Source organism: Pseudomonas sp. B19125 (assembly GCF_044218855.1).
Classification (GTDB): Bacteria; Pseudomonadota; Gammaproteobacteria; order Pseudomonadales; family Pseudomonadaceae; genus Aquipseudomonas; species Aquipseudomonas edaphica.
In genome coordinates, this window is record NZ_CP162589.1 from 5,246,991 (window position 1) to 5,270,084 (window position 23,094).

The following is a 23,094-nucleotide window of genomic DNA, read 5'->3' on the forward strand; positions in this document are numbered from 1 at the left end:
AGCGCGGACGGCAGTGTCGCGAGGTGAGTGTCAGGGGAGCCGTCCATGCGAGATTCACAGTGAGGTAGATGCCCGGCAGCGTCACACGCCCACAAAGGTTGTTCAATTCAGGGTTGACGGAGTTTGGTTGCAGCCTGGCTAAACAATTGCCATCCCTGCGCATAGCTGGAAATAATGGCGACCCGAGCATGCCCCAAGGATTTGACCGCATGAAAGCTCCCCTGGCCTTCTGTTTACTGGCAAGCGTGGCCACCCACGCCCTGGCCGATTCACGCCTGGACGAGGTGCTGCAAAACGGCACCCTCACCGTCTGCACCACCGGCGACTACAAGCCCTACACCTCGCTGCGAGCCGACGGGCGCTACGAAGGCATTGATATCGCCATGGTCGAGTCCCTGGCCAAGAGCCTCAACGCCAACATCAAATGGGTGCCCACTACCTGGAAAACCCTGATGCCGGACTTCCTCGCCCAGCGCTGCGACATCGCGGTGGGCGGTATTTCGGTGTCGTTGGAACGCCAGAAAAAAGCCTTCTTCAGCCAGCCTCTCGGCGTCGATGGCAAGATCCCGCTGGTGCGCTGCGCCGATGTACAGCGCTACCAGAGCGTCGAGCAGATCAACCAGCCGCAGGTGCGTGTGATCGAGCCGGCGGGCGGCACCAACGAGGTGTTTGCCCGCGCCCACCTGGCCAAGGCGCAAATCCGCCTGCATGACAACGTGACGATTTTCGACGAACTGCTGGCGGGCAAAGCCGACGTGATGATCACCGACGCCAGCGAAGCGCGCTTCCAGCAAAAACAGAAACCTGGGCTGTGTGCGGTCAACCCCGAGCGGCAGATGCAATACAGCGAAAAGGCCTTCCTGCTGCCCCGCGATGATGTGGCGTGGAAAAGCTACGTCGACCAGTGGCTGCACCTGAGCATGGCCACCGGGGTGTATGAAGGCATCGTCAATCAGTGGCTGGCGGCGCCCTGAGCAGGAGCCGTCTACGCTGTGCTCACATCAACCATAACGAGGGATCGGTAATGAAGGGATTGCTCCGACTCACCTGCCTGCTGCTGTTGGGGTTCAGCCAGGTGCACGCGACCACTCAGGATGAGGACGCTCGGGCCGCCAAGGCTCTACTGGAAAAGGCTGTGACTTACTTCCAAAGCAACGGCGACAAAGCCTTCGCCGCGTTCAGCCGCCAGGGTGAGTTTATCGACCATGACCGCTATGTGTTCGTGGTCGACACCAAGGGCGTGTTGTTAGCCAGCGGCGGGCCTTCCTCTGCATTGATCGGCCGTGATGTGTCCGAGGTGCTCGGGCCAGACCTGCAAGCTTCGTTCAAACAGGCGCTGACCGTGCCCGAAGGCCAGGGCATCCAACAAGCCGACTACCGCTGGCAGAACTGGAACGACGGCAAGGTTGAGCACAAGCACGTGTTTTATCAGCGCGTGGGTGAACGCATCCTGGCGGTGGGTTACTACCTGCCACGGGCCACACCGGAACAGGCCCGAGCGTTGCGCAACAAGGCTGTGAAGGCGCTGGTCAAGGATGAGGCAGGCACGCTCAAGGCGATCAATTCATTGCAGGGCGGGTTTCTGCAGGATGATTTGTATGTGTTTGTGGTCGATCTGAACACCGGGCGGTATGTGGCGCATGGCACCAACTTGCGACTGGTCAATACCGACTTTCGCAAGATCAAAGACCCGGATGGCAAGCCGGTGGGTGAACCCATTCTGAAGCTGATGGCCGAGCAGGATCAGGGCGAATACAAGTACCGCTGGAAGAACCCGGTGACCGACAAGGTTGAGAACAAGCATGCGTACGTGCGCAAGGCCGGGCATTTTATGGTGGCGGTTGGGTACTACAGCCCCTGATCTGAGTTGGAATGCAATCCATTGTGGGAGCTGGCTTGCCTGCTCCCACAGTTTGATCATCGTTGTGTCAGTTAACGTGCTTTGTCTTCACGCCCACGCAGCACACGATTGGGCATCGCAATGGCCGCCGCCAACCCCAGCAACGACACCGCCGCACTCACCATCAGCAAATGCCGGAATGTCACCGCCAGCTCCCCGCGCAAGGCATCCTGCGCAGGCCCCGGCGCGGCGTTCAGGCCGTCGAGCAACACGTTGCCGGAACTGCCTTCAGCCCCCAGCGCGCCGCTGGCCAAATGCGCAAAGCTGGAATCCTGCAACAACGCCAACAGCAGTGCCGACATGCACGCCACACCGACCGCCCCGCCCAACGAGCGGAACAGGTTAGTCGTGCTGGTGGCCACGCCAATGTCGCGCTGCTCCACCGAGTTCTGTGTACCCACCAGGGACGTCGGAAACTGCATCCCCGCCGCAATCCCGCACAGCAGCATAAACACCGCCGTAAGCTCCACCGCCTGCGGCGCGCTGTAGGCCATGCCGAGAATCGCCAGCGGGCTCAAGCATGCGCCGGTGAGGATCATCGGTTTATAACGCCCGGTCACCGAGGTCATGCGCCCGGCGAAATAGGCCCCCATCGGCAAGCCCATGGCCAATGGCAGCAAGTGCAAGGCGGCGCTGTCGGCCCCCGAGCCGGTCACCGTCTGATAACGCAACGGCATCAACACCGTCAGGGAAATCGCCTGGAAGCTGGTGAAGAAAATCGTGCACCAGCACAGCACTGCGCTGCGATTGGCGAACAGGTGCATCGGCAACAATGGCTCGCGCGCCCGGCGTTCGTGCCACACGAACACCGTCAAGGCCACCAACGCGCAGGCCAACAGCCCCAGTACTTGCTCGTCACGCCAATGATGGCCCTGGCCGATTTCGGTGATGCCCAGCAGCAAGGCGGTCAGGCCGATGATCATCAGCACGGTGCCGAGGTAATCGATAATCGGCTTGCGCTGCGGCACCGGCAGCCCTACCAGTGTGCGGTGCGCCACATACCAGGCCCCGGCGCCCAGCGGCAGGTTGATCAAAAACACCCAACGCCACGACAGGTATTCGGTCATGTAGCCGCCCAGCACTGGCCCGGCCACACTGGCCACCGCGTACATGCTGCTGAAATAGCCCTGGTAACGCCCACGCTCACGGGGCGCGATGATGTCGCCAATGATCGCCTGGCTGACCGAGATCATCCCGCCGGCACCGATGCCCTGGAGAATCCGCGCCAGCACCAACTGCTCCATGCTTTGCGCCATGCCGCAAAACAGCGAGGCCAGGGTGAACACACCCATGCCGATCAACATCATCGGCCGGCGCCCGTACAGGTCGCCGAGCTTGCCGTAGATCGGCACGGCCACGGTCATCGCCACCATATAGCCGGAGATCACCCAGGCCAGCAGGTTTACATCGTGAAACTGCGCGGAAATCGCCGGCATGGACACGGCGACAATGGTCTGGTCCAGGGCGCCGAGGAAAATCGCCAGCATCAAGGCGGCGAGCACACTGCGAACGGCAGGAACGGGCTGAGCGGGTTGGTTGAGGCTGGTCACGGCAGAACCTTCGAGCAAGGCCCGCAGGCAAGGAAGAGCCTGCGGGAATGCTGGATACGATAGCAGGCTACTCGATAGCTTCGTAAGGAAGTCCGACGTAATTTTCTGCGATGGTTTTGCGCCCCGCCTGCGAATGGATGAAATACTCAAGCTCGCTCTCGGCAATTCGCTGGCTGAAGCCGTCGGCGTCCGGGAACTGGTGCAACATCGAGGTCATCCACCAGGAAAACCGCTCGGCCTTCCACACCCGGCGCAGGCAGATGGCCGAGTATTTTTCCAGCAAGTCCACGCGGCCCTCGCGGTACACCTTGAGCATGATCCGAAACAGCGTGCTCACATCACTGGCCGCCAGGTTCAAGCCTTTGGCGCCGGTGGGCGGCACGATATGCGCGGCGTCACCGAGCAGGAACAGGCGCCCGTACTGCATCGGCTCCACCACAAAGCTGCGCAGCGGCGCGATGCTTTTTTCGATTGACGGCCCGGTGACCAGTTGCTCGGCCAACTGGCTGGGCAGGCGGGTTTTCAGCTCGGCCCAGAAACGCTCATCCGACCAATCATCCAGAGGCTCATCGACCGGCACCTGCAGGTAATAGCGGCTGCGGGTCGGCGAACGCATGCTGCACAACGCAAAGCCACGCGAATGTTTGGCATACACCAGCTCGTCATGCACCGGCGGTGTATCGGCGAGGATGCCCAGCCAGCCGAACGGATAGACGCGCTCGAACACCTGCAACGCCTCAGGCGGAATCGCCTGGCGCGCCACCCCGTGGAAACCGTCGCACCCGGCGATGTAGTCGCAGTCCAGGCGATAGGTTTCGCCGGCATGTTCGAAGGTGAGCCAGGGCCGATCAGTTTTAAGGTCATGGGGCTGCACGTCGCGCGCTTCGTACAGGGTCACAGCCCCGGCAGCCTCGCGGGCGGCCATCAGGTCGCGGGTGACTTCGGTCTGGCCGTAGATCATCACCGACTGACCGCCGGTCAAGCCTTTGAGGTCGATATGGGTCAGTTGGCCATTGAGCGCCAGCTCAAAGCCATCATGCACCAGGCCTTCGGCGTCCATGCGTCGGCTGACGCCGGCCTCGCGCAGCAGGTCGACCATGCCTTGTTCCAGCACACCGGCGCGGATGCGGCCTTGCACGTAGTCGGCGCTCTGGCGCTCTAGAATCAGGGTCTGGATACCAGCGTTATGCAGCAGTTGGCCGAGCAGCAATCCGGAGGGACCGGCGCCAATAATGGCGACTTGGGTTTTCAGCGTTTTCATTATTTTTATGGCTCGCAAGCTTCACCCGAACGGATAGGGTGAAAGAGTTGTCATTCATCCTGTTGCTGATCATTTTTCACTTGAGTGGCCGCCATAAGAAGGTGAAAACTGAGACAAAGCCTGCGCTTTTTGCCAATTGGGGCGATTACCGCACCACTATCCTGAGTATCGGATTGAAACCATGACCAAAACTGCCAGTACCGCGATTCCGGTCTTCAAGCTTTACGGAGAAAGTCAGCAATGGCCGACTCCGGATTTGTTGCACTGTGAAACCATTTCCCGACGGAGCCGGGAATACCAGTGGGAAATCCAACCCCACCGGCACGCGGACCTGTGCCAGTTGCTGTACGTACACAGAGGCCAGGCGCAGCTGGAAATCGAAGGCCAGCGTACTACCCTCAGCGAAGCCACCTTGCAGGTGCTGCCGCCGTTGTGTGTACACGGGTTTCGGTTTTCTGAAGATGTGGAAGGTTTTATCCTGACGCTGGCCGCGCCGCTGGTCAGCCATTTGCAGACACAGTTGGGCGCGACGGTGGACGGTTTGCAGGCCCTGGGCAATTACCCCGCCGGCAAGGACAGCGATTACCTCAACAGCCTGTTCGCTCGACTGCAGGATGAGTACGCCGATGAACAACCGGCCCGCGACATGATGATGCACGCCCTGGTCAGCGTGCTGCTGGTGTGGATCAGCCGTCAAGCCATCCAGCGCCGCCACCCGCGTGCCCCACGTGGCCGGGAGTATTTCCGTCGCTTCACGCAGTTGGTCGAGCAGCATTACCGCGAACACCCGAAGATTGAAGACCTGGCGCACAAGCTGGGTATCTCGGTCTCACACCTGAACGGTACGTGCAGAGAATTGGGTGGCCAGCCTGCCTTGCAGATCATGCATGACCGCCAGTTGCTGGAAGCCAAGCGCTTGCTGACCTACACCAGCATGACCATCAATGAAATGTCGGAGGTGTTGGGGTTTTCCGACCCGACCAACTTCTCCCGGCTGTTCCGCCGCCGGGTGGGGTTTTCGCCCAAGGCGTTTCGCGAGCAGCTGAAGGCGGATTGACGCGGGACGCGGAGCGTCCTGGGCTGCATTACCACGCGGAGCGTGGGAACGATCACATTCCCCTGCGTGGGAACGATCATCTGAGCGCGCTGAAACTACCGGTACGCGGCACACACAGATCCTGATGGCAACTGATCGCAAAGGTCGGTTGCATACGGGTCTGTTCGACCCGGTAGGCGGCCGTGCCGTACAGCGCGGTGGCTAACGCGGACAGGATGAAAATCATCAGGTACTTTCTAATTTTTAGGGTCATGGCACACCTCTGAATAGATCGACTCGGTGCTGTTTAAAGCATAGGTCAGTCAGGGCGAGTTGCCATTATTGGGCGTCATTCAACATCTTTATGTCGGCTTTACAGACCGATATCCCACACCGGCTCTTCCGGGAACCGCAGCACCAGAAAATCCAGCAGGCTGCGCAACGCCAACGGCATGTGTTTACGCGAGGCATACACGGCGTAGACGTTCATTTGCTGCGGCTCAGCCTCGGGCAGCAGCCGGATCAATTCGCCACTGCGGATGTAGTCCCCCGCCTGATAACTGGGCAGCCGCGCCACCCCGGCGCCCGCCAGCGTCACCCGCAGCAAGGTCGTGGCCTCGTTGGCGGTGATATTGCCCTGCACCGCCACCGAGACTGCTTCGCCGTTCTCGGTGAAGTGCCACAGGCTTTTGCCGAAGTAAGAATGCGTCAGGCAGTTGTGCTCCGCCAAGTCGTGGACTTGCCGAGGCTGCGGGTGTTCCAGCAGGTACGCCGGTGACGCGCAGATCACCGAGCGACACAGCGTGAGCTTGCGCGCGATCAGGTTGGGGTCCAGCTCAAAGCTGGTGCGGATGGCCAGGTCGATACGCTCATCCACCAGGTTTACCGTGCGGTCGAGCATCTGCAGGTCGATGCTGACCAACGGGAAGCGCTTGACGAATTCGGCCACGGCATCCGCCAACTGCGCCTGGCCGAATGAGCTGCTGACACTCAGGCGCAACTGGCCACGCGGCGCTTCATCCGGCTCACTGACGGCCGCCTGCATGTCACTGCACAGCTCCAGCATTTGCCGGCAGCGCGGCAGCGTTTCACTGCCGGCGGCGGTGAGGCTGAGCTTGCGCGTGGTGCGATGCATCAAGCGCGCACCGACCCAATCCTCAAGTTCAGCCAGATAGCGCGAGACCACCGGCCGCGACAGGTCCAACTGATCGGCGGCGGCGGACTGGCTGCCCAGGTCAACTACCGTGACAAACACCCGCATTGCTTGAAGACGATCCATGATTTGCACGCTTTTAGAAACAAACTATGTCCAAGCATCGCATTTTTTGTTGTGTTTGGTGCAACTAAGCTCTGTGCATCACTTACCTGCTGCTGGAGCTGCACATGATCTCGGTACTTAAACGATTTGCCCTGGCTTCGGCCGCCCTGGCGTTCGCTGCCCATGCTGCGGCTGCCGACCTGAAGCTGGATGCCTACAACCCTGGCACCTCGGCCATGATGCCGGTCAGCTCGGTACTGGTCAGCGGTGAAAAAGACCTCATCCTGGTCAACGCCCAGTTCGGCAAGACCCAAGCCGAGCAACTGGTGCAGAAAATCCGCAGCAGCGGCAAACACCTCACCACCATCTACGTCAGCGACGGCGACCCGGACTTCTACTTCGGCCTCGACACCCTGACCGCCGCGTTCCCCGACGCCAAAGTGCTGGCCACCCAGCCGGTGGTGGACCATATCAAGGCCACCGTCGAGCAAAAAATCGCATTCTGGAGCCCGAAACTCGGCGCCGACAAGCCAAGCAAAGCCATCATCCCGCAGGTGTTGCAGGGCCATACCCTGACGCTGGAAGGCAAAAGCCTGGAAGTGATCGGCCTGGAGGGTCCGCAACCTGAGCGCACCTTTGTGTGGATCCCCTCGATCAAGGCGGTCGTCGGTGGCGTCGTGGTGTTTGAAAACACCCACGTGTGGATGGCCGACACGCAAACCGCCAAATCCCACACCGACTGGCTGGCCACCCTGCAACGTATCCAGGACCTGAAACCGGCCACCGTGATCCCTGGCCACTACCTGGGCACACCGACCGTGCAGTCCGTGGCCTTTACCGCCGACTACATCAAGGCCTTCGATATCGAGACCGCCAAGGCCAAGGACTCGACTGCGCTGATCGCGGCGATGAAAAAGCGTTACCCGAACCTTAAAGACGAAAGCAGCCTGGAACTGGGTGCCAAAGTCGCCAAGGGCGAAATGAAGTGGTGATTGGTTTTAAACCCTAACGTACTGGAGAACGTCATGAGCAAGATTGCAATCATTGGTGCCACCGGCCGTGCCGGCAGCCAACTGCTGGAAGAAGCGCTGCGTCGTGGGCATACCGTTACTGCCATTGCGCGTAATACCGACACGCTGGCTGCACGCCCAGGCCTTACCGTTAAAAAGGTCGACGCCCTTGATGCGGCTGCCTTGCAGCAAGCGGTGAGCGGCAACGACGTGGTGATCAGCGCGGCGCACTTCGCCACCCTGCCCGCCAGCGCCGTGATCGGCCCGGTGAAAAAAGCCGGCGTAAAACGCCTGCTGGTGGTAGGCGGTGCGGGTTCGTTGTTGTTGCCAGGTGGCGGTCGAGTGATCGACAGCGAGGGTTTCCCGGCTGAATACAAAGCCGAAGCCAGCGCCGGCGCTGAGTTTCTCGACGTGCTGCGTCAGGAAAAAGAACTGGATTGGACCTTTCTATCGCCGTCGGCGGAGTTTGTTGAAACCGAGCGCACCGGCAAATTCCGTCTGGGCCAGGACGATCTGCTGGTGAGCGCCGAGGGCCGTAGCTGGATCAGTTTTGCTGACTTTGCCATCGCCCTGATCGACGAAGTGGAATCGCCGAAGCACTCGCGCCAACGCTTCACCGTCGGTTACTGACTCTGAGGGAACTGGCTTGTGTGGGAGCTGGCTTGTGTGGGAGCTGGCTTGTGTGGGAGCTGGCTTGTGTGGGAGCTGGCTTGTGTGGGAGCTGGCTTGTGTGGGAGCTGGCTTGTGTGGGAGCTGGCTTGTGTGGGAGCTGGCTTGCCTGCGATGGCATCAGCTCGGTTTAACAGATAGACCGAGTTGCCCGCATCGCAGGCAAGCCAGCTCCCACACAAACCCGGTTCCCACAGTTGGATACTCAGTGTTAAGACTGGTGTGCCTCGCTCACCAGCCACGCCATCAACGCTTGCAGCCCAGCCGACGGCTCGATCCCCGGCGGGTACACCAGGTAATAGCCCATCCCCGTCGGCACCCGCAGTTCAAACGGCGTCGCCAGCCGCCCGGCTTTCACATCCTCACCAATCAGCGCACTGTCGCCAATCGCCACACCTGAGCCTTGTGACGCCACCGTCATGGCCAGGTCCAGCGTCTCGAAATGATGCCCCTGGGCCAGGTTGCTCAACCGCGTATTCGCCGCCTTTAACCACAACGCCCAATCCCGCTCGTCCCGCGTGGGGTGCAGCAGCACTTGTTGCTGCAAGTCTGCCGGGGTATCCAAAGCGCCGAGCAGCGCCGGTGCGCACACTGGCGTAAGTTGCTCATCAAACAGGTGCCGTGCCTCAGCCGACTGCTCGGCGATGGGCGCATAGATCACCGCCGCATCAAATTGCTCACGACGAAAGTCCACGGTATAGGCCACGGTGGTGGTGAGTTCCACCGGCACATCCGGGCGCTCCTTCTGCCATTGCAACAGGCGCGGCAGCAGCCAGCGCATCACGCAGGTGGAGGCCTTGAGTTGCAGGGTCGCGCGGCGGCTGCCGATCTGCTCCACCGCGTCACCGATCAGGCCGAATACTTGCTGCGCACGCAGTGACCACTCGCGGCCTTCTTCGGTCAGGCTCAAGCCCCGTGCCTGGCGCTGAAACAGGGCGTAACCCAAATGGCTTTCCAGGCCGGCAATCTGGCGGCTCACTGCGCCCTGGGTGATGTGCAGTTGCTCGGCGGCGCGGGTGAAGTTGCAGCACTGGGCAGTGACCCAAAACGTGTGCAGCGCAGGCAGCGGCGGAAGGCGTTTCATCGTGCGTGAGCCATGACGTGGGGACATGGCTAGTATGACTTTTTATCGATTGTTGCGGCTACGGGCCAGCCGCTCCAATAGCGCCTCGAATCCATAACAAGAGCGACATGTATGGCGACCTGCGGCGAAGTATTGGTCAACCTCCTGGAAAGCTACGGCGTGGACCAGGTGTTCGGCATTCCCGGCGTACACACCGTTGAGCTGTATCGCGGCCTGGCGCATTCCGGCATCCGCCATGTCACCCCGCGCCACGAACAGGGCGCCGGCTTCATGGCCGACGGGTATGCACGCACCAGCGGCAAACCCGGCGTGTGCTTCATCATCACCGGCCCGGGCATGACCAATATCACCACTGCCATGGGCCAGGCCTACGCCGACTCGATCCCGATGCTGGTGATTTCCAGCGTGCAGTCGCGCAGCCAATTGGGCGGCGGGCGCGGCAAACTGCATGAGCTGCCGAACCAGAGCGCGATGATCGCCGGCGTGGCGGCGTTCTCCCACACGTTGATGTCGGCGGCGGAGTTGCCTGGCGTGCTGGCGCGGGCGTTTGCGTTGTTCCAGGCGGGGCGACCACGCCCGGTGCATATCGAAATCCCGCTGGATGTGCTGGTGGAGAATGCCGACGCGTTGCTGGGCAGCGAGCCGGTCAGCGTTGCCCGCGCCGGTGCGTCGCCGTCGGCGGTCAAGCAGATGAGCCAATTGCTCGCAGCGGCCAAACGCCCGCTGATCCTGGCCGGTGGCGGTGCCATCGATGCCGCGCCAGAGCTGACGCGCCTGGCCAACACCCTTGACGCGCCGGTGGCGCTGACCATCAATGCCAAAGGCATGCTGGCATCGACCCACCCGCTGCTGATCGGCTCGACGCAAACCCTGGTCGCCACCCGTGCGCTGGTCGCTGAAGCCGACGTAGTGCTGGCCATCGGCACAGAGCTGGCAGAAACCGACTACGACGTGACCTTCGCCGGCGGCTTCGAGATCCCCGGCGCACTGCTGCGTATCGACATCGACCCCGACCAGACTGTACGCAACTACCCGCCGCACGTGGCACTGGTAGCCGATGCACAGATAGCCGCCGACGCCTTGCTCGCCGAATTGGATAAAACCCCATTGCCTGCCCGCAACCGCGATTGGGGCGCTGAACGAGTCGCGCGTTTGTGGGCCGAACTGGCGCCCAACTGGGACGCTGCCACCCGCGCACAAACCCTGTTCCTCAACACCGTGCTGCAAGCGCTGCCCAACGCCGTGCTGGTGGGCGACTCCACCCAGCCGGTGTACAGCGGCAACCTGACCCTGAACCTTGACCACCCACGCCGCTGGTTCAACTCCTCCACCGGCTACGGCACTTTGGGCTACGCCCTGCCCGCTGCAGTCGGTGCCTGGCTGGGCCGAGGTGACGGCCAGCCGGTGGTGTGCCTGATCGGCGACGGCGGCCTGCAATTTTCCCTGCCGGAACTGGCCACCGCGGTAGAGGCGCAGGTGCCAGTGATTGTGCTGCTGTGGAATAACCAGGGCTATGAAGAGATCAAGAAATACATGCTCAACCGCGCCATCGAGCCGGTCGGTGTGGACATCTACACCCCGGACTTTATCGCCGTAGCCAAGGCCTTGGGTTGCGCAGCGGAAAGTGTCCAGGGCATCGAGCCTTTGCGCAGCGCGTTGCGCACCGCCGCGGATCGCCAGGGGCCGACACTGATTGAAATCAACCAAGGGCTCTGGATGCAGGAGGTGGCGGTATGAGCGCAGTCTTGAACGGTGTGTTTATCAACGGCCAATGGCAGGCGGGCCATGCGGTGCTGGAGGTGATCAACCCGGCTACCGAAGCGACCTTGGCCCATGTCAGCGTGGGCGATGCCTCAGCAGTGGAACTGGCGGTCGACGCGGCCAGCGCGGCTTTTGTCGACTGGTCGAAAAGCAGTGGCCGTGATCGCGGCGCCCTGTTGCGCAAGGTCGCCCAAGGTGTGAGCGAGCAACGTGAACAACTGATGCAGTTGCAGTCGAGCAACAACGGCAAGCCGCTGTTTGAAGCGGCTATTGATGTGGATGACGTGATTGCCACCTTCGAATACTACGCGGGCATCTGCGACGCAATGGACGCAGGTCAAGACTGCAAGGTGGCATTGCCCAGCGACGATTTCAGCGCACGCCTGCGCCGCGAACCCTGTGGCGTGGTGGGTTTGATCGTGCCGTGGAACTTCCCGATGGTGACCACCGCCTGGAAGCTTGCCCCCGCGTTAGCGGCCGGTTGCTGCGTGGTGCTTAAGCCGTCGGAAGTCACGCCCCTGGCGGAGTTGCAATTGGCGCGGATTATTGCCGAAGCAGGCTTCCCGGCGGGTGTGTTTAACCTGGTGTGTGGCACGGGGCTGGCGGTCGGTGCACCGCTGGCTGCGGACCGTCGCGTGGCGAAAATGTCCTTTACCGGCAGCAATGCGGTGGGCGTGCAGGTGATGCAGCGCGCCGCCGAAACCATCAAGGGTGTGAGCCTGGAACTGGGTGGCAAATCGTCGTTGCTGGTGCTGGCCGATGCCGACCTCGACCTGGCAGTGGAGCTGGCCTGTGGCGGTGGTTTTTTCAATGCCGGGCAGATCTGTTCGGCCACCAGTCGCGTGCTGGTAGCCGACAACCTGGCGGATGAATTCCTGCAGCGTTTGCAGGCGCGGGCTGAAGGGATTCGCGTGGCCGACCCGTTTGCCGAGGATGTGGAGATGGGCGCGCTGATCAACCGTGCGCAGTATCAGCGGGTGCTGGGGCATATCCAGCGTGGTATCGACCAAGGCGCGCGCTTGTTGTGCGGCGGCGCTCGCCCGGCTGATCTGGAAAAAGGCTTTTTCATTCGCCCGACAGTGTTTACCGACGTGCCGCTGGACAGCGCCTTGTGGAATGAAGAGATCTTTGGTCCGGTGCTGTGCGTACGACGTTTTGCTACGGAGGCCGAGGCCATCGCCCTGGCCAACGACAGCGATTTCGGCCTGGTCGCCAGTGTGGTGAGCGCCAATGCCGAAGCCGCCGAACACGTGGCCAATGCCTTGCAGGCGGGCCTGGTGTGGATCAACGCACCGCAGGTGATCTTCCCGCAGACGGCGTGGGGCGGTTACAAACAAAGCAGCATCGGCCGCGAACTGGGGCCGTGGGGGTTGGCGGCGTTTCAGGAGATCAAGCACGTGATTCGCGCTAGCTGACACCACGGTCCCCTGTGGGAACGATCAGTCATCTTCAGCCCGCAACCCCTCGACCTGCTGTGGCCTGGTGGTCACTGTGCTGATCGTCACACGCTTGAACCCAAAGCATTACAGCCGACATATTCACTGACGTCGTATTGCCAACATTTTATGTCCCACACCAAACATAGAAACGCCCTACAGCGCTTTCTATTGGTACGACCGTTCCGTTAAGCTTTTGCCAGTCTTGTACTGAGTTCGGTACAAAGGGTTTACGGACGAAACCGATGCTAAACAGTAACTTGCTCAGAAAGCTTGATATGCAGGACTTGATGGTGTTTATCGCCGTCTATGACCAGAGCAGCGTTACCGAGGTGTCCGAGACGCTGTTCGTCAGTCAGTCAACCGTGAGCTACAGCCTGAAGAAGCTGCGCACCAGTTTTGAGGATGAGCTGTTTATCAACACGCGGGCCGGCATGCGCCCGACGTACAAGGCCACAACCATGTACGAACACGTGCAGAAGATCCTTGAAAGCATCAACCTGTGCCATGCCGGCAGCCAGGCCTTCGACCCGACGCAGCAGGCGGTGACCTTCAATGTCTGTGCCCCGGAATACTTCGAGCAACTGATCCTGCCACGCCTGTTGAAGAACTTCGACCAAGCCGACTTGCCGGTGATCATCAATGTGCAAAAGCTGGAAACCGAGCTGCCCGCCGAGGACCTGCGCGAAGGCCGTCTCGACCTGGTGATTTGCTTCGGCCCGCACCTTCACCGTGCCCACAAAGACTTCAAGACCCAGATGCTGCTGGAAGACGATTTAGTGTGTGTGTTTGATAAACGCGCCACGCCGCGCGAGCCGGCCTTCAGCCTGCAATCGTTTGTCGAACGGCGCCACGTGTTCCCCGCGCCCTGGACCTCCGACACCAACATGATCGACGGCTGGCTGGCACGCCAGGCTCACAAGCGCCAGGTGATTGCCCGTGCCAACAGCTACAGCGCCGCCTTGAAGATGATCAGTGGCACCGACTTTATCGTCACCCTGCCCCGTCGCGTGCAAAAGCTGCTGGCCCCGGCCACCGTGTTCGGCCATTGCGAAGCGCCGAACGGGTTACCGGGGTTTACCCTGGACATGCAGTGGAATGAAGCCAGTGGCCAGGACAGCGCCAATACCTGGTTTCGCGAGCAGATCGTCAAGGTGTGCGCCGATCAATGCTTGTTGTAACCCTTAGCCGATAGCGACTTTGCTGTAGGAATCACGATCCATGTCCATCAACTGCACACTGAGTTGAACCTGCAGATCGGCCGGCCACTCAGCCGCGTCCTGCAGGGCCGCCAACAAGCTTTCCGACAACTGCTGCTTGACCTGCGGTGAGCGCCCGCTGAGCAGCGAGAGCTTTACCGCAATAAAACCGCGCGGGCTGAGGGAAGTGCCCACCTGGAAACTCTCGACCTTGATTGCGCGGCTCTTGATATCGAACTCGGAACCGAACTGCCCGGACGCCATCAGCACGTTGTTCAGGCGCAGCAGGGTTTTCTCGACGGCAAGGCCGGTCAGGTTGGCGGTGTATTCCAGGTGCAGGTGCGGCATGAAAAGCTCCGAGTGGGCTTGAAAAGAAACCTACGTATAGCATGCAGTTGAACGAAGGCAGACCGATTTCAATGTGAAACTTCGGTCAGCCCCCGCAGCGAACGATTTTCCCAGAACGCCACGATCACCAACACCGCCGTGGTCAACGCGCCCAGCGCCAGCGCCGAAAACATATGCTGCAACCCCAGCGGCAACAGCACCAGCAACATCAGCAGCCCGCCCAGGTGCGAGAGCGGTGGCAACGGTCGGTCACTCATCACCCACTTGAACAACGCACTGCCGAGCAAAAACAAAAACGGCCCGGCAATCATCGCCAGCACGCCCGCCTGGCTGGCATGCCCTGGATGCACCAGCACCAGTTCGTCGGCCACCGCGCTGACGATGATCCCGGCGACGATCAGCACATGCAGATAGGTGTAGGCGATACGCGCCTGGCGGCCGGGGTCGGCGGAGCTGGCAATCCGGTGATGGGCGCGCTCGGCGCCGCTGTCGAAATAGATCCACCACAGCGCAATGCTGCCCACCACGGCCACCAGGAAAGCACCCAGGCCTACGACGCTCCACGGCAACTCGGCGAATGTGGCGCCGGTCACCAGCAAGGATTCACCCAGGGCGATAATCACAAACAGGCCGCAACGCTCGGCCATGTGGTTGCCTTCGACATTCCAGTCCGCCAGGGTCGAGCGCCCAAGCCCTGGCACCCAGAAATACACCGACGGCGATATCAGTTCTATCAGCAGCGCCAGCGCCCAGAAAGCCAGGCGTTGCTCGCCTTCGAGCAGGCCGCCGGTGAGCCAGAACACCCCGGAACACAGCATCCACGCCAGGATCCGCTGGAAGTTGCGGGTCATGTTCAGCGACTCGCCGCGAACGGCCCACAACGCAAACAGCGTGCGGCCCACCTGCATGAAGACGTAAGCGCCGGCGAACAACAGGCCGCGATCGGTAAAGGCTTTGGGGATTGATGAAGACAGCAACAAGCCGGCGACCATCAAGCCGAACAAGCCGATGCGGATAGGGATTTTTTCCGGGTCCAGCCAGTTGGTGATCCACGAGGTGAAGATCCACACCCACCACACCGCGACCATCATCAGCGCCACCTGCACCGCGCCGCCGAGGCTCAGGTGGGCCAGCAGCGAGTGGGACAACTGGGTCACGGCGAACACGAACACCAGGTCGAAAAACAGCTCGACCATGCCCACCTTGCCGCTTTCATGACTGCCGCGCCCACGCAGCAAAGAACGGGATGAAGTCATCGGTGGATCTCCCTGAAGGCTTATCTCAAGATTTTTCCGCGATTACCGGCAGCCTGTCGCGTTCACTCATGAACGCTTCCAGCCGTGAACGCATCCAGCGTTCGGCAGGGTCCGTGTCGACGTGGCTGAGCCAGACCATGGACAGGTCCAGGGTCGGGGTTTCGAACGGGAACGGCTCGCAAAACAGGTTGCCGCCGGCGGCCATGGCATGGGCGGTGTAATCCGGCAGGCTGGCGATCATGTCGGTGCCGGCGAGCAACGCCGGCAATGCGCTGTACTGGGGTACGGACAGCACCACGTGGCGCTTGCGACCAATCTCGGCCAGCCACTCGTCGGCAAACCCCGACACGTTGGCGGTGTGAGACACCAGCACATGGGGACGGGCGCAATATTCGTCGAGGGTCAGCGGTGTGTCCGAGGCGTCGGCGCGCAACAGGCAGGGGCGAATATGCCGTAACAACTTGCGCTTGGCATTGGCCGGCAGGCCGCGGGTCTGGGTGATGCCCACGGTGATATCGCCGGAAGCCAGCAGGTCGGGGATGCGCCAGTAATCGACGTGTTGCACCACGAACACCACCAACGGTGCTTCCTGGCGCAAGGCCCGCAGCAGCGGCGGCAGCAGGCCGAACTCGACGTCATCGGACAGGCCGATGCGGAAGGTCATGGTGCTTTGGGTCGGGTCGAAATCGTGGGTCAGGCTCAAGGCCGACGACAAAGAGTCCAGGGCCGGCGACAGGTGCTGGATGATCTCCTCGGCCCGCGCGGTGGGCTCCATGCGGTGACCGACGCGAATAAACAGTGGGTCGTTGAACAAGGTGCGCAAGCGGTTGAGCGCCGAACTGATGGTCGGCTGGCCGAGAAACAGCTTCTCTGCCACCCGCGTCACATTGCGCTCGAGCATCAGTGCTTCGAAGACCACCATCAGGTTGATGTCGGCCTTGCGTAATTCATTGCGATTCATCGGCGCCTGCCCCTTTCCCCAAGACAAGCCGCAGTTTAGAAAGCCCGCGGGGCTGCGTCTATGTGAACACTGTTCATCCGGCGCCTTTGGGACTATAAATCAGCGCTTGAAGGTCAAAGGAACGCCATCGTGCTGGTCATTATTGCCTTGGCCATGGTCGTGGCCGGGCTCTGCCTCTGGGTCGTCCGGTTCATTGCCAACCCTACCGTCAGGACACTGACGCGGGTGTTTATTGGCTTATGCCTGGCCGCGGCAGTGGCCTATTGGGTGCTGGCGTGGGGTTTTCCTATCTCAGTATTGGCTTCATGAACTGTCACTTTCTCTGCAAGGACTGCCTATCTTGAAATTCGCCTACACCATTATCTATGTGCCCGACGTTGCCGCGTCACTGGCATTCTTTGAAGCAGCCTTTGGGTTCAGTCGCCGGTTTTTGCATGAATCCGGCACTTATGGCGAGCTGGAAACGGGTGACACCACGTTGTCGTTTGCCGCGCATGAACTGGGCGAAATGAACTTCGACGGCGGGCACGTCGAGGCGCACGCCTCCCGAAAGCCGCTGGGGATGGAGGTGGGGTTTGTCACCGAGGATGTATTCGTCGCCCATGCCAAGGCGCTGTTACACGGTGCGAAGGAGCTGTCGCCACCGAGCACCAAGCCCTGGGGGCAAGTGGTGTCTTATGTGCGCTGCCCGGATGGCACGCTGGTGGAGTTGTGTACGCCGATAGTGGGCTGAACACAGAAACATTGTGGGAGCTGGCTGGCCTGCGATAGCGGTGTGTCAGGCACAGATGTAGAGACTGACCCGCCGCCATCGCAGGCAAGCCAGCTCCCACAGTTTGATCATCATCGCCTTGGAATTCACGGCTTGAGCGGTCGCTCCTGATCGCGCTCGGACAGCTCGGTGCCGTCGTCCGGATGTTTCCAGGTCTGCGGCTTGTCTTCTTCGCGTTGCCGCCGGGCCTGCTCGTGCTCCGGCTCGTCCTGACGTTTGTGCTCGTCACCCATACGCACCTCCCTTCCATAAGAAATTGGTCACTTCTGAAGCATAGAACAGCAGTGAGATTTTGGCGGACCTGCTGATTGATAGCCAAAACGCATCAATGCATCCAAATTACTCACTTATCATTTCTAAATGTGTCAGCCACTATCCGCGGTCTTAAGCGAAACAAGCACTTTAAAAAGAACGCTGGAGACACAAAACCATGACTAGCCCTTCCCGGCCCGACTCTGCCCGCTCGAAAGTTGGTGCGGTATTCCGCGTTACTTCGGGCAACTTCCTCGAACAGTTCGACTTCTTTCTGTTCGGCTTCTACGCCACCTATATCGCTGCCGCGTTCTTCCCCGCCGCTAATGAGTTTGCGTCATTAATGATGACCTTCGCCGTGTTCGGTGCAGGCTTCCTGATGCGGCCCCTGGGCGCGATTATCCTGGGTGCCTATATCGATGACGTCGGTCGTCGCAAAGGCTTGATCGTGACCCTGTCGATCATGGCCAGCGGTACGTTGCTGATCGTGCTCGTGCCGGGGTACCAGACCATTGGCCTGTGGGCGCCGTTGCTGGTGCTGCTGGGCCGCCTGCTGCAAGGCTTCTCGGCTGGCGCAGAACTGGGCGGTGTGTCGGTTTACCTGTCTGAAATGGCTACGCCAGGCCGCAAAGGCTTCTACACCAGCTGGCAGTCGGGCAGCCAACAGATCTCCATCGTAGTGGCCGCCGCACTGGGCTACGGCCTGAATGTGTGGATGGAACCCTCGGTCGTTGCCGATTGGGGCTGGCGCATTCCGTTCGCCCTCGGCTGCGTGATCATCCCGTTCATCTTCGTGCTGCGCCGCAACTTGCAGGAAACCGAAGAGTTCGCCAACCGCAAGCATCGTCCGACCATGCGCGAAGTGCTGGCGACCCTGGTGAAAAACTGGAGTGTGGTAATCGGCGGCATGCTGATGGTGGCCATGACCACCACCGCGTTCTACTTGATCACGGTATACGCGCCGACCTTCGGCAAGACCGTGCTGCAACTGAGCACCTCCGACGCCCTGCTGGTGACCTTGCTGGTGGCCGTGTCGAACTTTGTCTGGCTGCCGATCGGCGGCACCCTGAGTGACCGCTTTGGCCGCAAGCCGGTGCTGGTCGCAATGACCGCCCTGACCGTGATCACTGCCTACCCGGCGCTGTCGTTCGTGGTCAGTGCGCCAAGCTTTGCGCATATGCTCGAAACCCTGCTGTGGTTCTCGTTCCTGTACGGCATGTACAACGGCGCGATGATCCCGGCGCTGACCGAAATCATGCCGGTGGAAGTGCGTGTGGCGGGCTTCTCCCTGGCCTATAGCCTGGCAACGGCGATCTTCGGTGGCTTCACGCCGGCGATCTCCACGTGGTTCATTCACATCACTGGCGACAAAGCCTCGCCGGCCTATTGGATGATGTTTGCCGCGTTGTGCGCGCTGTGCTCGACCCTGGCGCTGTACCGACGTGCCAACACGCGTGGCCAAGTCATGCAGGGGGCGGTGTAATGAAGACGCTATTGAAAACCCTGACGGCCCTGGCCCTCGGCGCCCTGGCGCTGACGGCCCAGGCCGAACAGCTCAAGGTGATGACCTCCGGCGGTTTCACCGCCGCCTATAAACTGCTCGGCCCGCAATATGCCGAGCACAGCGGCGACACCCTGGACACCATCCTCGGCCCGTCGATGGGCAAGGCGCCGGAGGCGATCCCCAACCGCCTGGCCCGTGGCGAACACGCCGATGTGGTGATCATGGTCGGCTATGCCCTGGATGACTTGATCAAACAAGGCAAGGTCGACCCGGCGTCCCGTGTGGAACTGGCGGATTCGCGCATCGGCCTGGTGGTCAAAGCCGGCGCAGCCAAACCTGCGATCGGCACCGATGCCGAGCTGAAGGCAGTGCTGAGCCAGGCCAAGTCCGTGGCGTATTCGGACAGCGCCAGCGGTGTGTATGTCGAGAAGGAGCTGTTCAAGAAGCTCGGCATGCCCGCCAAGGGCAGCATGATCGAACGCATCCCGGTGGCGTCAGTGGTCGCCAAGGGTGATTACGAGGTGGGCCTGCAGCAAGTGGCCGAATTGTTGCCGGTGCCGGGCGTGACCTACGTGGGCAAGATCCCGGAAGACGTGCAGTCGGTGACGCGCTTTGCGGCGGGCATTCCGGTCAACGCCGAACACCCGGCCCAGGCCAAGGCGTTGCTGCAGTTCCTGGCCTCGCCCGAAGCGCAACCGGTGGTGCAATCCACCGGCCTGGACTCGGTTTCACACTGACCGAAACGGCATCTCGCGCACCAACCGCTCCAACTCCAGCGCCGCTGGCGGCAATGTCCGCCCGCGGCGTTTTATCAAGCCCACATGGCGCATCACCTGCGGCTCGATCAGCGGCACACTCACCAGAATCGGGTGTTCGCACGCCGGCATCGCAATCGACGGTACCATCGCCACGCCCAGCCCCGCCTCCACCAGCCCGATCATGGTGGTCACGTGGTGGGTCTCGCAGATACTCGGCTTTTTCACCCGCACGCCGCGCAAAGCCTGGTCCAGCAGGAAGCGGTTGCCCGACGTTTTGTCGACGGTGATGTAGTCGTGCTCGTAGGCTTCGGCCCAGCTTACGCTGTCGCGTTCGGCCAACTCATGGTCACGGCGGCAGGCCAGCACATAGCGCTCCTGGAACAGCAACTCGAACTCCACTTCATCGGCCAGGCTGCCGCTGAAACTCACGCCGAAATCCGCCTCACCGCTTTCCACCGCATTGCACACCTCACCGGCGCTGGCATCCAGCACACGCAGGCGAATCTTCGGGTATAGCTTGTGAAATTCGGAGATCACGTGGGGCATGAAGTAATACGCGGTGGACGGCACGCAGGCGATGGTCACGTTGCCCATGCGCGTGGAGGCGACGTTACTGATACCCATCAAGGCGATGTCGAGGTCGTCGAGAATGCGCTCCACCTGAGGCAGAAACGCGCGCCCGACCATGGTCAGGCTGACCCGGCGCGTGGTGCGTTCGAACAGCTTGACGTCGAGGGCCGATTCAAGTTTTTCGATACGCCGGCTAAGGGCTGGCTGTGAGATGCGGATGGCCTCGGCGGCGCCGCGAAAACTGCCCTTGTCTACCACGGCGCGGAAGGCTTGGAGGTCGTTGAGGTCGAAGTTGATGATCACGGGGGATGGGCCAGTGTGGTCGATTTGGGGGGCATTATCGTATGGCCGGGGGTAAGGCGCCATGCGTGCCGGGGGCGGTTGGCGTTAATAACCCTGCTACAAATATGAAGTCATACATATCAGTGCGTTATTGGCTGAGTGGCGCCACGCAATCGCTGAAAAGCGTCAATACTTGCAACCTGAGTTAGTCAACAGGAGAGAGAAACGCTCATGGAAACCTGCCAGAACCCCTACCTATTTTGGATCGACGATGAGATGCCGGACACCGACATCGGTCAGTTGCTCCTTGCAACACGCCAGTGGTCGAGTAGGATTGAATCCTACCCACTGTCCGCAGGCTTCGACATGCGCTCAACCCAGCAAATGAGCATTACCTTGCCACTCGAGATGGCCGCCCTGGTCAAAGCCAAGGTCACCTCCGGTGAATATGCGAGCGAAAGTGAAGTGATACGCGACGGCCTCAGGGCGCTGATGGCCCGTGATCGCGCCATGGAAGACTGGTTGCGCGACCAGGTGATCTCCGCCGCCGCCGCTCTCGAGGCAGCCCCTGGCCGAGCGCTCTCCACCGAGCAGGTTCGCGAACACATGGCAGCCAAACGCCAGCGAACCGGTACAGAAAAACCGTGAGCTATACGGTAGCCTTTGCGCCTGAGGCGTTAGCCCAACTGGACGCCCTTGAAGACTACATCAGCAAAACCGAAGCCCCCGATGCTGCAGCACGTTTTATCGACAACATCATCGGCTACTGCGACAGCCTCAGTGTGTTTCCATTGCGCGGTAAATGCCGTAACGACCTGCTGCCTGCCTTGCGCATCACCCATTACCGGCACACCACCGCCATCGCATTCAGCGTGGCCGCCGAGACTGAAACCGTGTCGATCCTGGGCGTATTTTACGGCGGCCAGGATTACGCCGCTCAATTTCAGAATCACGGGTGAGAGCAGGCCTCACGCCCACCGATGGCGTGCCCAAAAACAAGGAAGAAAAAATGACTGACACCCCAAACCCGCGCCGACCTTTGCGCTGGGTGTTAAGCCTGACCGGCTTGCTGGCTGTTGCGACCCTGGGCTTTTTCGCCTGGCAAAGCTTCTACCCCGTCAGCGCGGCGACCGGCTGGAGCGTGCAAACCGTGCACAGTGACGTGCCCAAAGCCGCGTCATTGATGCCCATGCCGGATGGCTCGCTGATGATCAGCCAGGAACTCAATGACGCCAAAGGCAGCATCGTGCGTATCCATCCCGACGGGCGACGTGACGTGGTGGTGGGCAGCCTGTCCAAGCCCGATGGCATGTTCGCCACCCATGGCGGTTGGGTATTCAGCCAGGAAACCGGCGACGCCCCGGTCAGCTTTCTCAAGGACGGCGTGGTGACCGAGCTGTTTCGCGGCGAAAACGTGCAAGGCCTGTGGGTCGAGGGCGACGACCTCTACGCCATCGAAGACCGCAAAGACAACGGGCGACTTTTGCGTTACCGCTGGAGTGACCAATCGCTGACTGTCATACGCGACAAGCTGCACGAAGGCGAGTCCATCACCCGTTGCACCGACGGCCGAATGCTCTACACCGAAAAGAAAAAAGGCGTGGTGCGCGAACTGACCGACGACGGCAGCGATCCGGTGGTGCTGGCAGGCCTGAACAAACCCACGTTCTTGATGTGCGATGAGCGCGGGCTGTGGGTGAATGAAGATTCGACGCACCGAGCAAGATTGCTGCTCATTGATAAACAGGGGCGGCAACAGACGATTTTGTCGTTCCTGAAGGCGCCGCAGTCAATTGTGCCGACGAATCGAGGCACTTACCTGCTGGCGGAAGGCGGGAGGAATCGGGTGTTGGAGTTGACGCCTGAGACTCGCACGCTGTCGCCTTAAAAAATTTTGCAGTACGGGCCAATTTGAATGCTCGCGAACCTGTCATAAAATCAACAGGACATCTTCTATCGCGACACCACCTCTCGCCAGACGCGCGTCACCGCGACTTTGCTTTGCGGGTCCAGCTCGCAAATTTCAAAGCCCAGGGACAACCCCAGCGCATCCGCCGAAAAGTCCTTCAGCGCCGCAGGGCCAGTTCGAGCTTGTCGAAGAACACGGCTTCACGGGCGCCGTGGATGGACACATACAGCACGTCGTCCCGCTCGTAGAAAATCTCCTGGAAACCTTGACCGTGGTGCAGGTCGGTGTCGAGCACGGCGACGCGCTGCGGACGACGAC

25 protein-coding genes and 1 pseudogene are annotated in these 23,094 nt (G+C 61.0%); 15 read left to right on the forward strand and 11 right to left on the reverse strand.

Translation table 11 applies throughout. The features are described from left to right. Positions 1 to 209: 209 nt before the first annotated feature. Together AB4P96_RS23795 and AB4P96_RS23800 are read left to right on the forward strand one after the other, a co-directional pair. Positions 210 to 974, forward strand: a complete 765-nt coding sequence (locus AB4P96_RS23795) for a transporter substrate-binding domain-containing protein (RefSeq protein ID WP_186618444.1) — start codon at positions 210 to 212, stop codon at positions 972 to 974. 50 nt (positions 975 to 1,024) lie between these two features. Beyond that, entirely contained in the window at positions 1,025 to 1,861 is an 837-nt protein-coding gene (locus AB4P96_RS23800) for a cache domain-containing protein (RefSeq protein ID WP_017137378.1), read from the forward strand. A gap of 71 nt (positions 1,862 to 1,932) precedes the next feature. On the opposite strand, the gene AB4P96_RS23805 is transcribed toward AB4P96_RS23800, so the two are convergent. Together AB4P96_RS23805 and pobA are read right to left on the reverse strand one after the other, a co-directional pair. Then, entirely contained in the window at positions 1,933 to 3,450 is a 1,518-nt protein-coding gene (locus tag AB4P96_RS23805; protein ID WP_169985528.1) for an MDR family MFS transporter, read from the reverse strand. 67 nt (positions 3,451 to 3,517) lie between these two features. Further along, positions 3,518 to 4,702, reverse strand: a complete 1,185-nt coding sequence (gene pobA / locus AB4P96_RS23810; protein ID WP_170040596.1) for a 4-hydroxybenzoate 3-monooxygenase — start codon at positions 4,700 to 4,702, stop codon at positions 3,518 to 3,520. Between the two features lie 190 nt (positions 4,703 to 4,892). Between pobA and AB4P96_RS23815 the strand changes: the two genes are divergently transcribed. Further along, positions 4,893 to 5,768: a helix-turn-helix domain-containing protein gene (locus AB4P96_RS23815; RefSeq protein WP_017137374.1), complete on the forward strand. Its 876-nt coding sequence runs from the start codon at positions 4,893 to 4,895 to the stop codon at positions 5,766 to 5,768. Positions 5,769 to 5,844: 76 nt separating this feature from the next. Here the strand turns inward: AB4P96_RS23815 and AB4P96_RS23820 are convergent, their stop codons facing one another. Together AB4P96_RS23820 and AB4P96_RS23825 are read right to left on the reverse strand one after the other, a co-directional pair. After that, positions 5,845 to 6,021 (reverse strand): hypothetical protein, encoded by a 177-nt coding sequence (locus tag AB4P96_RS23820; RefSeq protein WP_167353682.1) that lies wholly within the window; start codon positions 6,019 to 6,021, stop codon positions 5,845 to 5,847. 99 nt (positions 6,022 to 6,120) lie between these two features. Next, positions 6,121 to 7,026 (reverse strand): LysR family transcriptional regulator, encoded by a 906-nt coding sequence (locus AB4P96_RS23825; protein WP_170040559.1) that lies wholly within the window; start codon positions 7,024 to 7,026, stop codon positions 6,121 to 6,123. A gap of 104 nt (positions 7,027 to 7,130) precedes the next feature. On the opposite strand from AB4P96_RS23825, the gene AB4P96_RS23830 reads away from it, so the two are divergent. Both AB4P96_RS23830 and AB4P96_RS23835 read left to right on the forward strand, forming a co-directional pair. After that, positions 7,131 to 7,997 (forward strand): MBL fold metallo-hydrolase, encoded by an 867-nt coding sequence (locus AB4P96_RS23830; RefSeq protein ID WP_395600147.1) that lies wholly within the window; start codon positions 7,131 to 7,133, stop codon positions 7,995 to 7,997. Between the two features lie 33 nt (positions 7,998 to 8,030). Further along, positions 8,031 to 8,645: an NAD(P)-dependent oxidoreductase gene (locus AB4P96_RS23835; RefSeq protein ID WP_177032600.1), complete on the forward strand. Its 615-nt coding sequence runs from the start codon at positions 8,031 to 8,033 to the stop codon at positions 8,643 to 8,645. A 250-nt stretch (positions 8,646 to 8,895) separates the two neighbouring features. On the opposite strand, the gene AB4P96_RS23840 is transcribed toward AB4P96_RS23835, so the two are convergent. Then, positions 8,896 to 9,768 (reverse strand): LysR substrate-binding domain-containing protein, encoded by an 873-nt coding sequence (locus AB4P96_RS23840; protein ID WP_099548654.1) that lies wholly within the window; start codon positions 9,766 to 9,768, stop codon positions 8,896 to 8,898. Positions 9,769 to 9,879: 111 nt separating this feature from the next. Between AB4P96_RS23840 and AB4P96_RS23845 the strand changes: the two genes are divergently transcribed. The 3 genes from AB4P96_RS23845 to AB4P96_RS23855 all read left to right on the forward strand — a co-directional run bounded on the left by AB4P96_RS23845 (position 9,880) and on the right by AB4P96_RS23855 (position 14,146). Beyond that, positions 9,880 to 11,505, forward strand: a complete 1,626-nt coding sequence (locus tag AB4P96_RS23845; protein WP_395600148.1) for a 5-guanidino-2-oxopentanoate decarboxylase — start codon at positions 9,880 to 9,882, stop codon at positions 11,503 to 11,505. Next, positions 11,502 to 12,944, forward strand: a complete 1,443-nt coding sequence (locus AB4P96_RS23850) for an aldehyde dehydrogenase family protein (RefSeq protein ID WP_395600149.1) — start codon at positions 11,502 to 11,504, stop codon at positions 12,942 to 12,944. The genes AB4P96_RS23845 and AB4P96_RS23850 overlap by 4 nt, the downstream gene beginning before the upstream one ends. A gap of 266 nt (positions 12,945 to 13,210) precedes the next feature. Next, on the forward strand, positions 13,211 to 14,146 hold the full coding sequence (locus AB4P96_RS23855; protein ID WP_395600150.1) for a LysR family transcriptional regulator: 936 nt from the start codon (positions 13,211 to 13,213) through the stop codon (positions 14,144 to 14,146). A 3-nt stretch (positions 14,147 to 14,149) separates the two neighbouring features. Here AB4P96_RS23855 and AB4P96_RS23860 read toward each other — a convergent pair whose 3' ends face one another. The 3 genes from AB4P96_RS23860 to AB4P96_RS23870 all read right to left on the reverse strand — a co-directional run bounded on the left by AB4P96_RS23860 (position 14,150) and on the right by AB4P96_RS23870 (position 16,729). Beyond that, the gene (locus AB4P96_RS23860; protein WP_099548650.1) at positions 14,150 to 14,512 is read right to left on the reverse strand and encodes a 5-carboxymethyl-2-hydroxymuconate Delta-isomerase; all 363 of its coding nucleotides are present in this window, start codon (positions 14,510 to 14,512) and stop codon (positions 14,150 to 14,152) included. Positions 14,513 to 14,580: 68 nt separating this feature from the next. Next, positions 14,581 to 15,768 carry a low temperature requirement protein A gene (locus AB4P96_RS23865; protein WP_395600151.1) on the reverse strand — a complete coding sequence of 396 codons (1,188 nt, stop codon included), beginning with the start codon at positions 15,766 to 15,768 and terminating at the stop codon, positions 14,581 to 14,583. Positions 15,769 to 15,793: 25 nt separating this feature from the next. Next, positions 15,794 to 16,729 carry a LysR substrate-binding domain-containing protein gene (locus AB4P96_RS23870; RefSeq protein WP_017137363.1) on the reverse strand — a complete coding sequence of 312 codons (936 nt, stop codon included), beginning with the start codon at positions 16,727 to 16,729 and terminating at the stop codon, positions 15,794 to 15,796. A gap of 129 nt (positions 16,730 to 16,858) precedes the next feature. Between AB4P96_RS23870 and AB4P96_RS23875 the strand changes: the two genes are divergently transcribed. Both AB4P96_RS23875 and AB4P96_RS23880 read left to right on the forward strand, forming a co-directional pair. Further along, positions 16,859 to 17,038, forward strand: coding sequence for a hypothetical protein (locus AB4P96_RS23875; RefSeq protein WP_017137362.1), 180 nt, complete (start codon positions 16,859 to 16,861; stop codon positions 17,036 to 17,038). Between the two features lie 31 nt (positions 17,039 to 17,069). After that, on the forward strand, positions 17,070 to 17,462 hold the full coding sequence (locus tag AB4P96_RS23880; protein ID WP_017137361.1) for a VOC family protein: 393 nt from the start codon (positions 17,070 to 17,072) through the stop codon (positions 17,460 to 17,462). Between the two features lie 125 nt (positions 17,463 to 17,587). On the opposite strand, the gene AB4P96_RS23885 is transcribed toward AB4P96_RS23880, so the two are convergent. Further along, complete coding sequence (locus AB4P96_RS23885) at positions 17,588 to 17,740, reverse strand: hypothetical protein (RefSeq protein WP_157786503.1); 153 nt, start codon at positions 17,738 to 17,740, stop codon at positions 17,588 to 17,590. Between the two features lie 191 nt (positions 17,741 to 17,931). Between AB4P96_RS23885 and AB4P96_RS23890 the strand changes: the two genes are divergently transcribed. Next, the gene (locus AB4P96_RS23890; RefSeq protein ID WP_017137359.1) at positions 17,932 to 19,236 is read left to right on the forward strand and encodes an MFS transporter; all 1,305 of its coding nucleotides are present in this window, start codon (positions 17,932 to 17,934) and stop codon (positions 19,234 to 19,236) included. Continuing rightward, positions 19,236 to 19,994, forward strand: a complete 759-nt coding sequence (locus tag AB4P96_RS23895; protein WP_017137358.1) for a substrate-binding domain-containing protein — start codon at positions 19,236 to 19,238, stop codon at positions 19,992 to 19,994. Before AB4P96_RS23890 ends, AB4P96_RS23895 begins: the two co-directional genes overlap by 1 nt. Here AB4P96_RS23895 and AB4P96_RS23900 read toward each other — a convergent pair. Further along, positions 19,986 to 20,888 carry a LysR family transcriptional regulator gene (locus AB4P96_RS23900; RefSeq protein WP_017137357.1) on the reverse strand — a complete coding sequence of 301 codons (903 nt, stop codon included), beginning with the start codon at positions 20,886 to 20,888 and terminating at the stop codon, positions 19,986 to 19,988. The genes AB4P96_RS23895 and AB4P96_RS23900 overlap by 9 nt on opposite strands. Positions 20,889 to 21,233: 345 nt before the next feature. Between AB4P96_RS23900 and AB4P96_RS23905 the strand changes: the two genes are divergently transcribed. From AB4P96_RS23905 to AB4P96_RS23915, 3 genes are read left to right on the forward strand one after another with little or no spacing between them, the layout of a single operon-like run. Next, on the forward strand, positions 21,234 to 21,515 hold the full coding sequence (locus AB4P96_RS23905) for a type II toxin-antitoxin system ParD family antitoxin (protein ID WP_176991364.1): 282 nt from the start codon (positions 21,234 to 21,236) through the stop codon (positions 21,513 to 21,515). Further along, the gene (locus AB4P96_RS23910) at positions 21,512 to 21,826 is read left to right on the forward strand and encodes a type II toxin-antitoxin system RelE/ParE family toxin (protein WP_177032608.1); all 315 of its coding nucleotides are present in this window, start codon (positions 21,512 to 21,514) and stop codon (positions 21,824 to 21,826) included. Before AB4P96_RS23905 ends, AB4P96_RS23910 begins: the two co-directional genes overlap by 4 nt. A 50-nt stretch (positions 21,827 to 21,876) precedes the next feature. Further along, positions 21,877 to 22,755: a hypothetical protein gene (locus AB4P96_RS23915; protein ID WP_017137354.1), complete on the forward strand. Its 879-nt coding sequence runs from the start codon at positions 21,877 to 21,879 to the stop codon at positions 22,753 to 22,755. Positions 22,756 to 22,847: 92 nt separating this feature from the next. Here the strand turns inward: AB4P96_RS23915 and AB4P96_RS23920 are convergent. After that, a pseudogene (locus tag AB4P96_RS23920) lies at positions 22,848 to 23,083 on the reverse strand (histone deacetylase family protein); the annotation flags it as partial. Between the last annotated feature and the right edge of the window lie 11 nt (positions 23,084 to 23,094).

Bases quoted from the DNA above. Each gene is read 5' to 3' on its own strand.
- AB4P96_RS23795 (WP_186618444.1), top strand. From the start codon at position 210: ATGAAAGCTCCCCTGGCCTTCTGTTTACTGGCAAGCGTGGCCACCCAC.
- AB4P96_RS23800 (WP_017137378.1), top strand. From the start codon at position 1,025: ATGAAGGGATTGCTCCGACTCACCTGCCTGCTGCTGTTGGGGTTCAGC.
- AB4P96_RS23815 (WP_017137374.1), top strand. From the start codon at position 4,893: ATGACCAAAACTGCCAGTACCGCGATTCCGGTCTTCAAGCTTTACGGA.
- AB4P96_RS23820 (WP_167353682.1), bottom strand. From the start codon at position 6,021: ATGACCCTAAAAATTAGAAAGTACCTGATGATTTTCATCCTGTCCGCG.
- AB4P96_RS23825 (WP_170040559.1), bottom strand. From the start codon at position 7,026: ATGGATCGTCTTCAAGCAATGCGGGTGTTTGTCACGGTAGTTGACCTG.
- AB4P96_RS23830 (WP_395600147.1), top strand. From the start codon at position 7,131: ATGATCTCGGTACTTAAACGATTTGCCCTGGCTTCGGCCGCCCTGGCG.
- AB4P96_RS23835 (WP_177032600.1), top strand. From the start codon at position 8,031: ATGAGCAAGATTGCAATCATTGGTGCCACCGGCCGTGCCGGCAGCCAA.
- AB4P96_RS23840 (WP_099548654.1), bottom strand. From the start codon at position 9,768: ATGAAACGCCTTCCGCCGCTGCCTGCGCTGCACACGTTTTGGGTCACT.
- AB4P96_RS23845 (WP_395600148.1), top strand. From the start codon at position 9,880: ATGGCGACCTGCGGCGAAGTATTGGTCAACCTCCTGGAAAGCTACGGC.
- AB4P96_RS23850 (WP_395600149.1), top strand. From the start codon at position 11,502: ATGAGCGCAGTCTTGAACGGTGTGTTTATCAACGGCCAATGGCAGGCG.
- AB4P96_RS23855 (WP_395600150.1), top strand. From the start codon at position 13,211: ATGCTAAACAGTAACTTGCTCAGAAAGCTTGATATGCAGGACTTGATG.
- AB4P96_RS23860 (WP_099548650.1), bottom strand. From the start codon at position 14,512: ATGCCGCACCTGCACCTGGAATACACCGCCAACCTGACCGGCCTTGCC.
- AB4P96_RS23865 (WP_395600151.1), bottom strand. From the start codon at position 15,768: ATGACTTCATCCCGTTCTTTGCTGCGTGGGCGCGGCAGTCATGAAAGC.
- AB4P96_RS23870 (WP_017137363.1), bottom strand. From the start codon at position 16,729: ATGAATCGCAATGAATTACGCAAGGCCGACATCAACCTGATGGTGGTC.
- AB4P96_RS23890 (WP_017137359.1), top strand. From the start codon at position 17,932: ATGACTAGCCCTTCCCGGCCCGACTCTGCCCGCTCGAAAGTTGGTGCG.
- AB4P96_RS23895 (WP_017137358.1), top strand. From the start codon at position 19,236: ATGAAGACGCTATTGAAAACCCTGACGGCCCTGGCCCTCGGCGCCCTG.
- AB4P96_RS23905 (WP_176991364.1), top strand. From the start codon at position 21,234: ATGCGCTCAACCCAGCAAATGAGCATTACCTTGCCACTCGAGATGGCC.
- AB4P96_RS23915 (WP_017137354.1), top strand. From the start codon at position 21,877: ATGACTGACACCCCAAACCCGCGCCGACCTTTGCGCTGGGTGTTAAGC.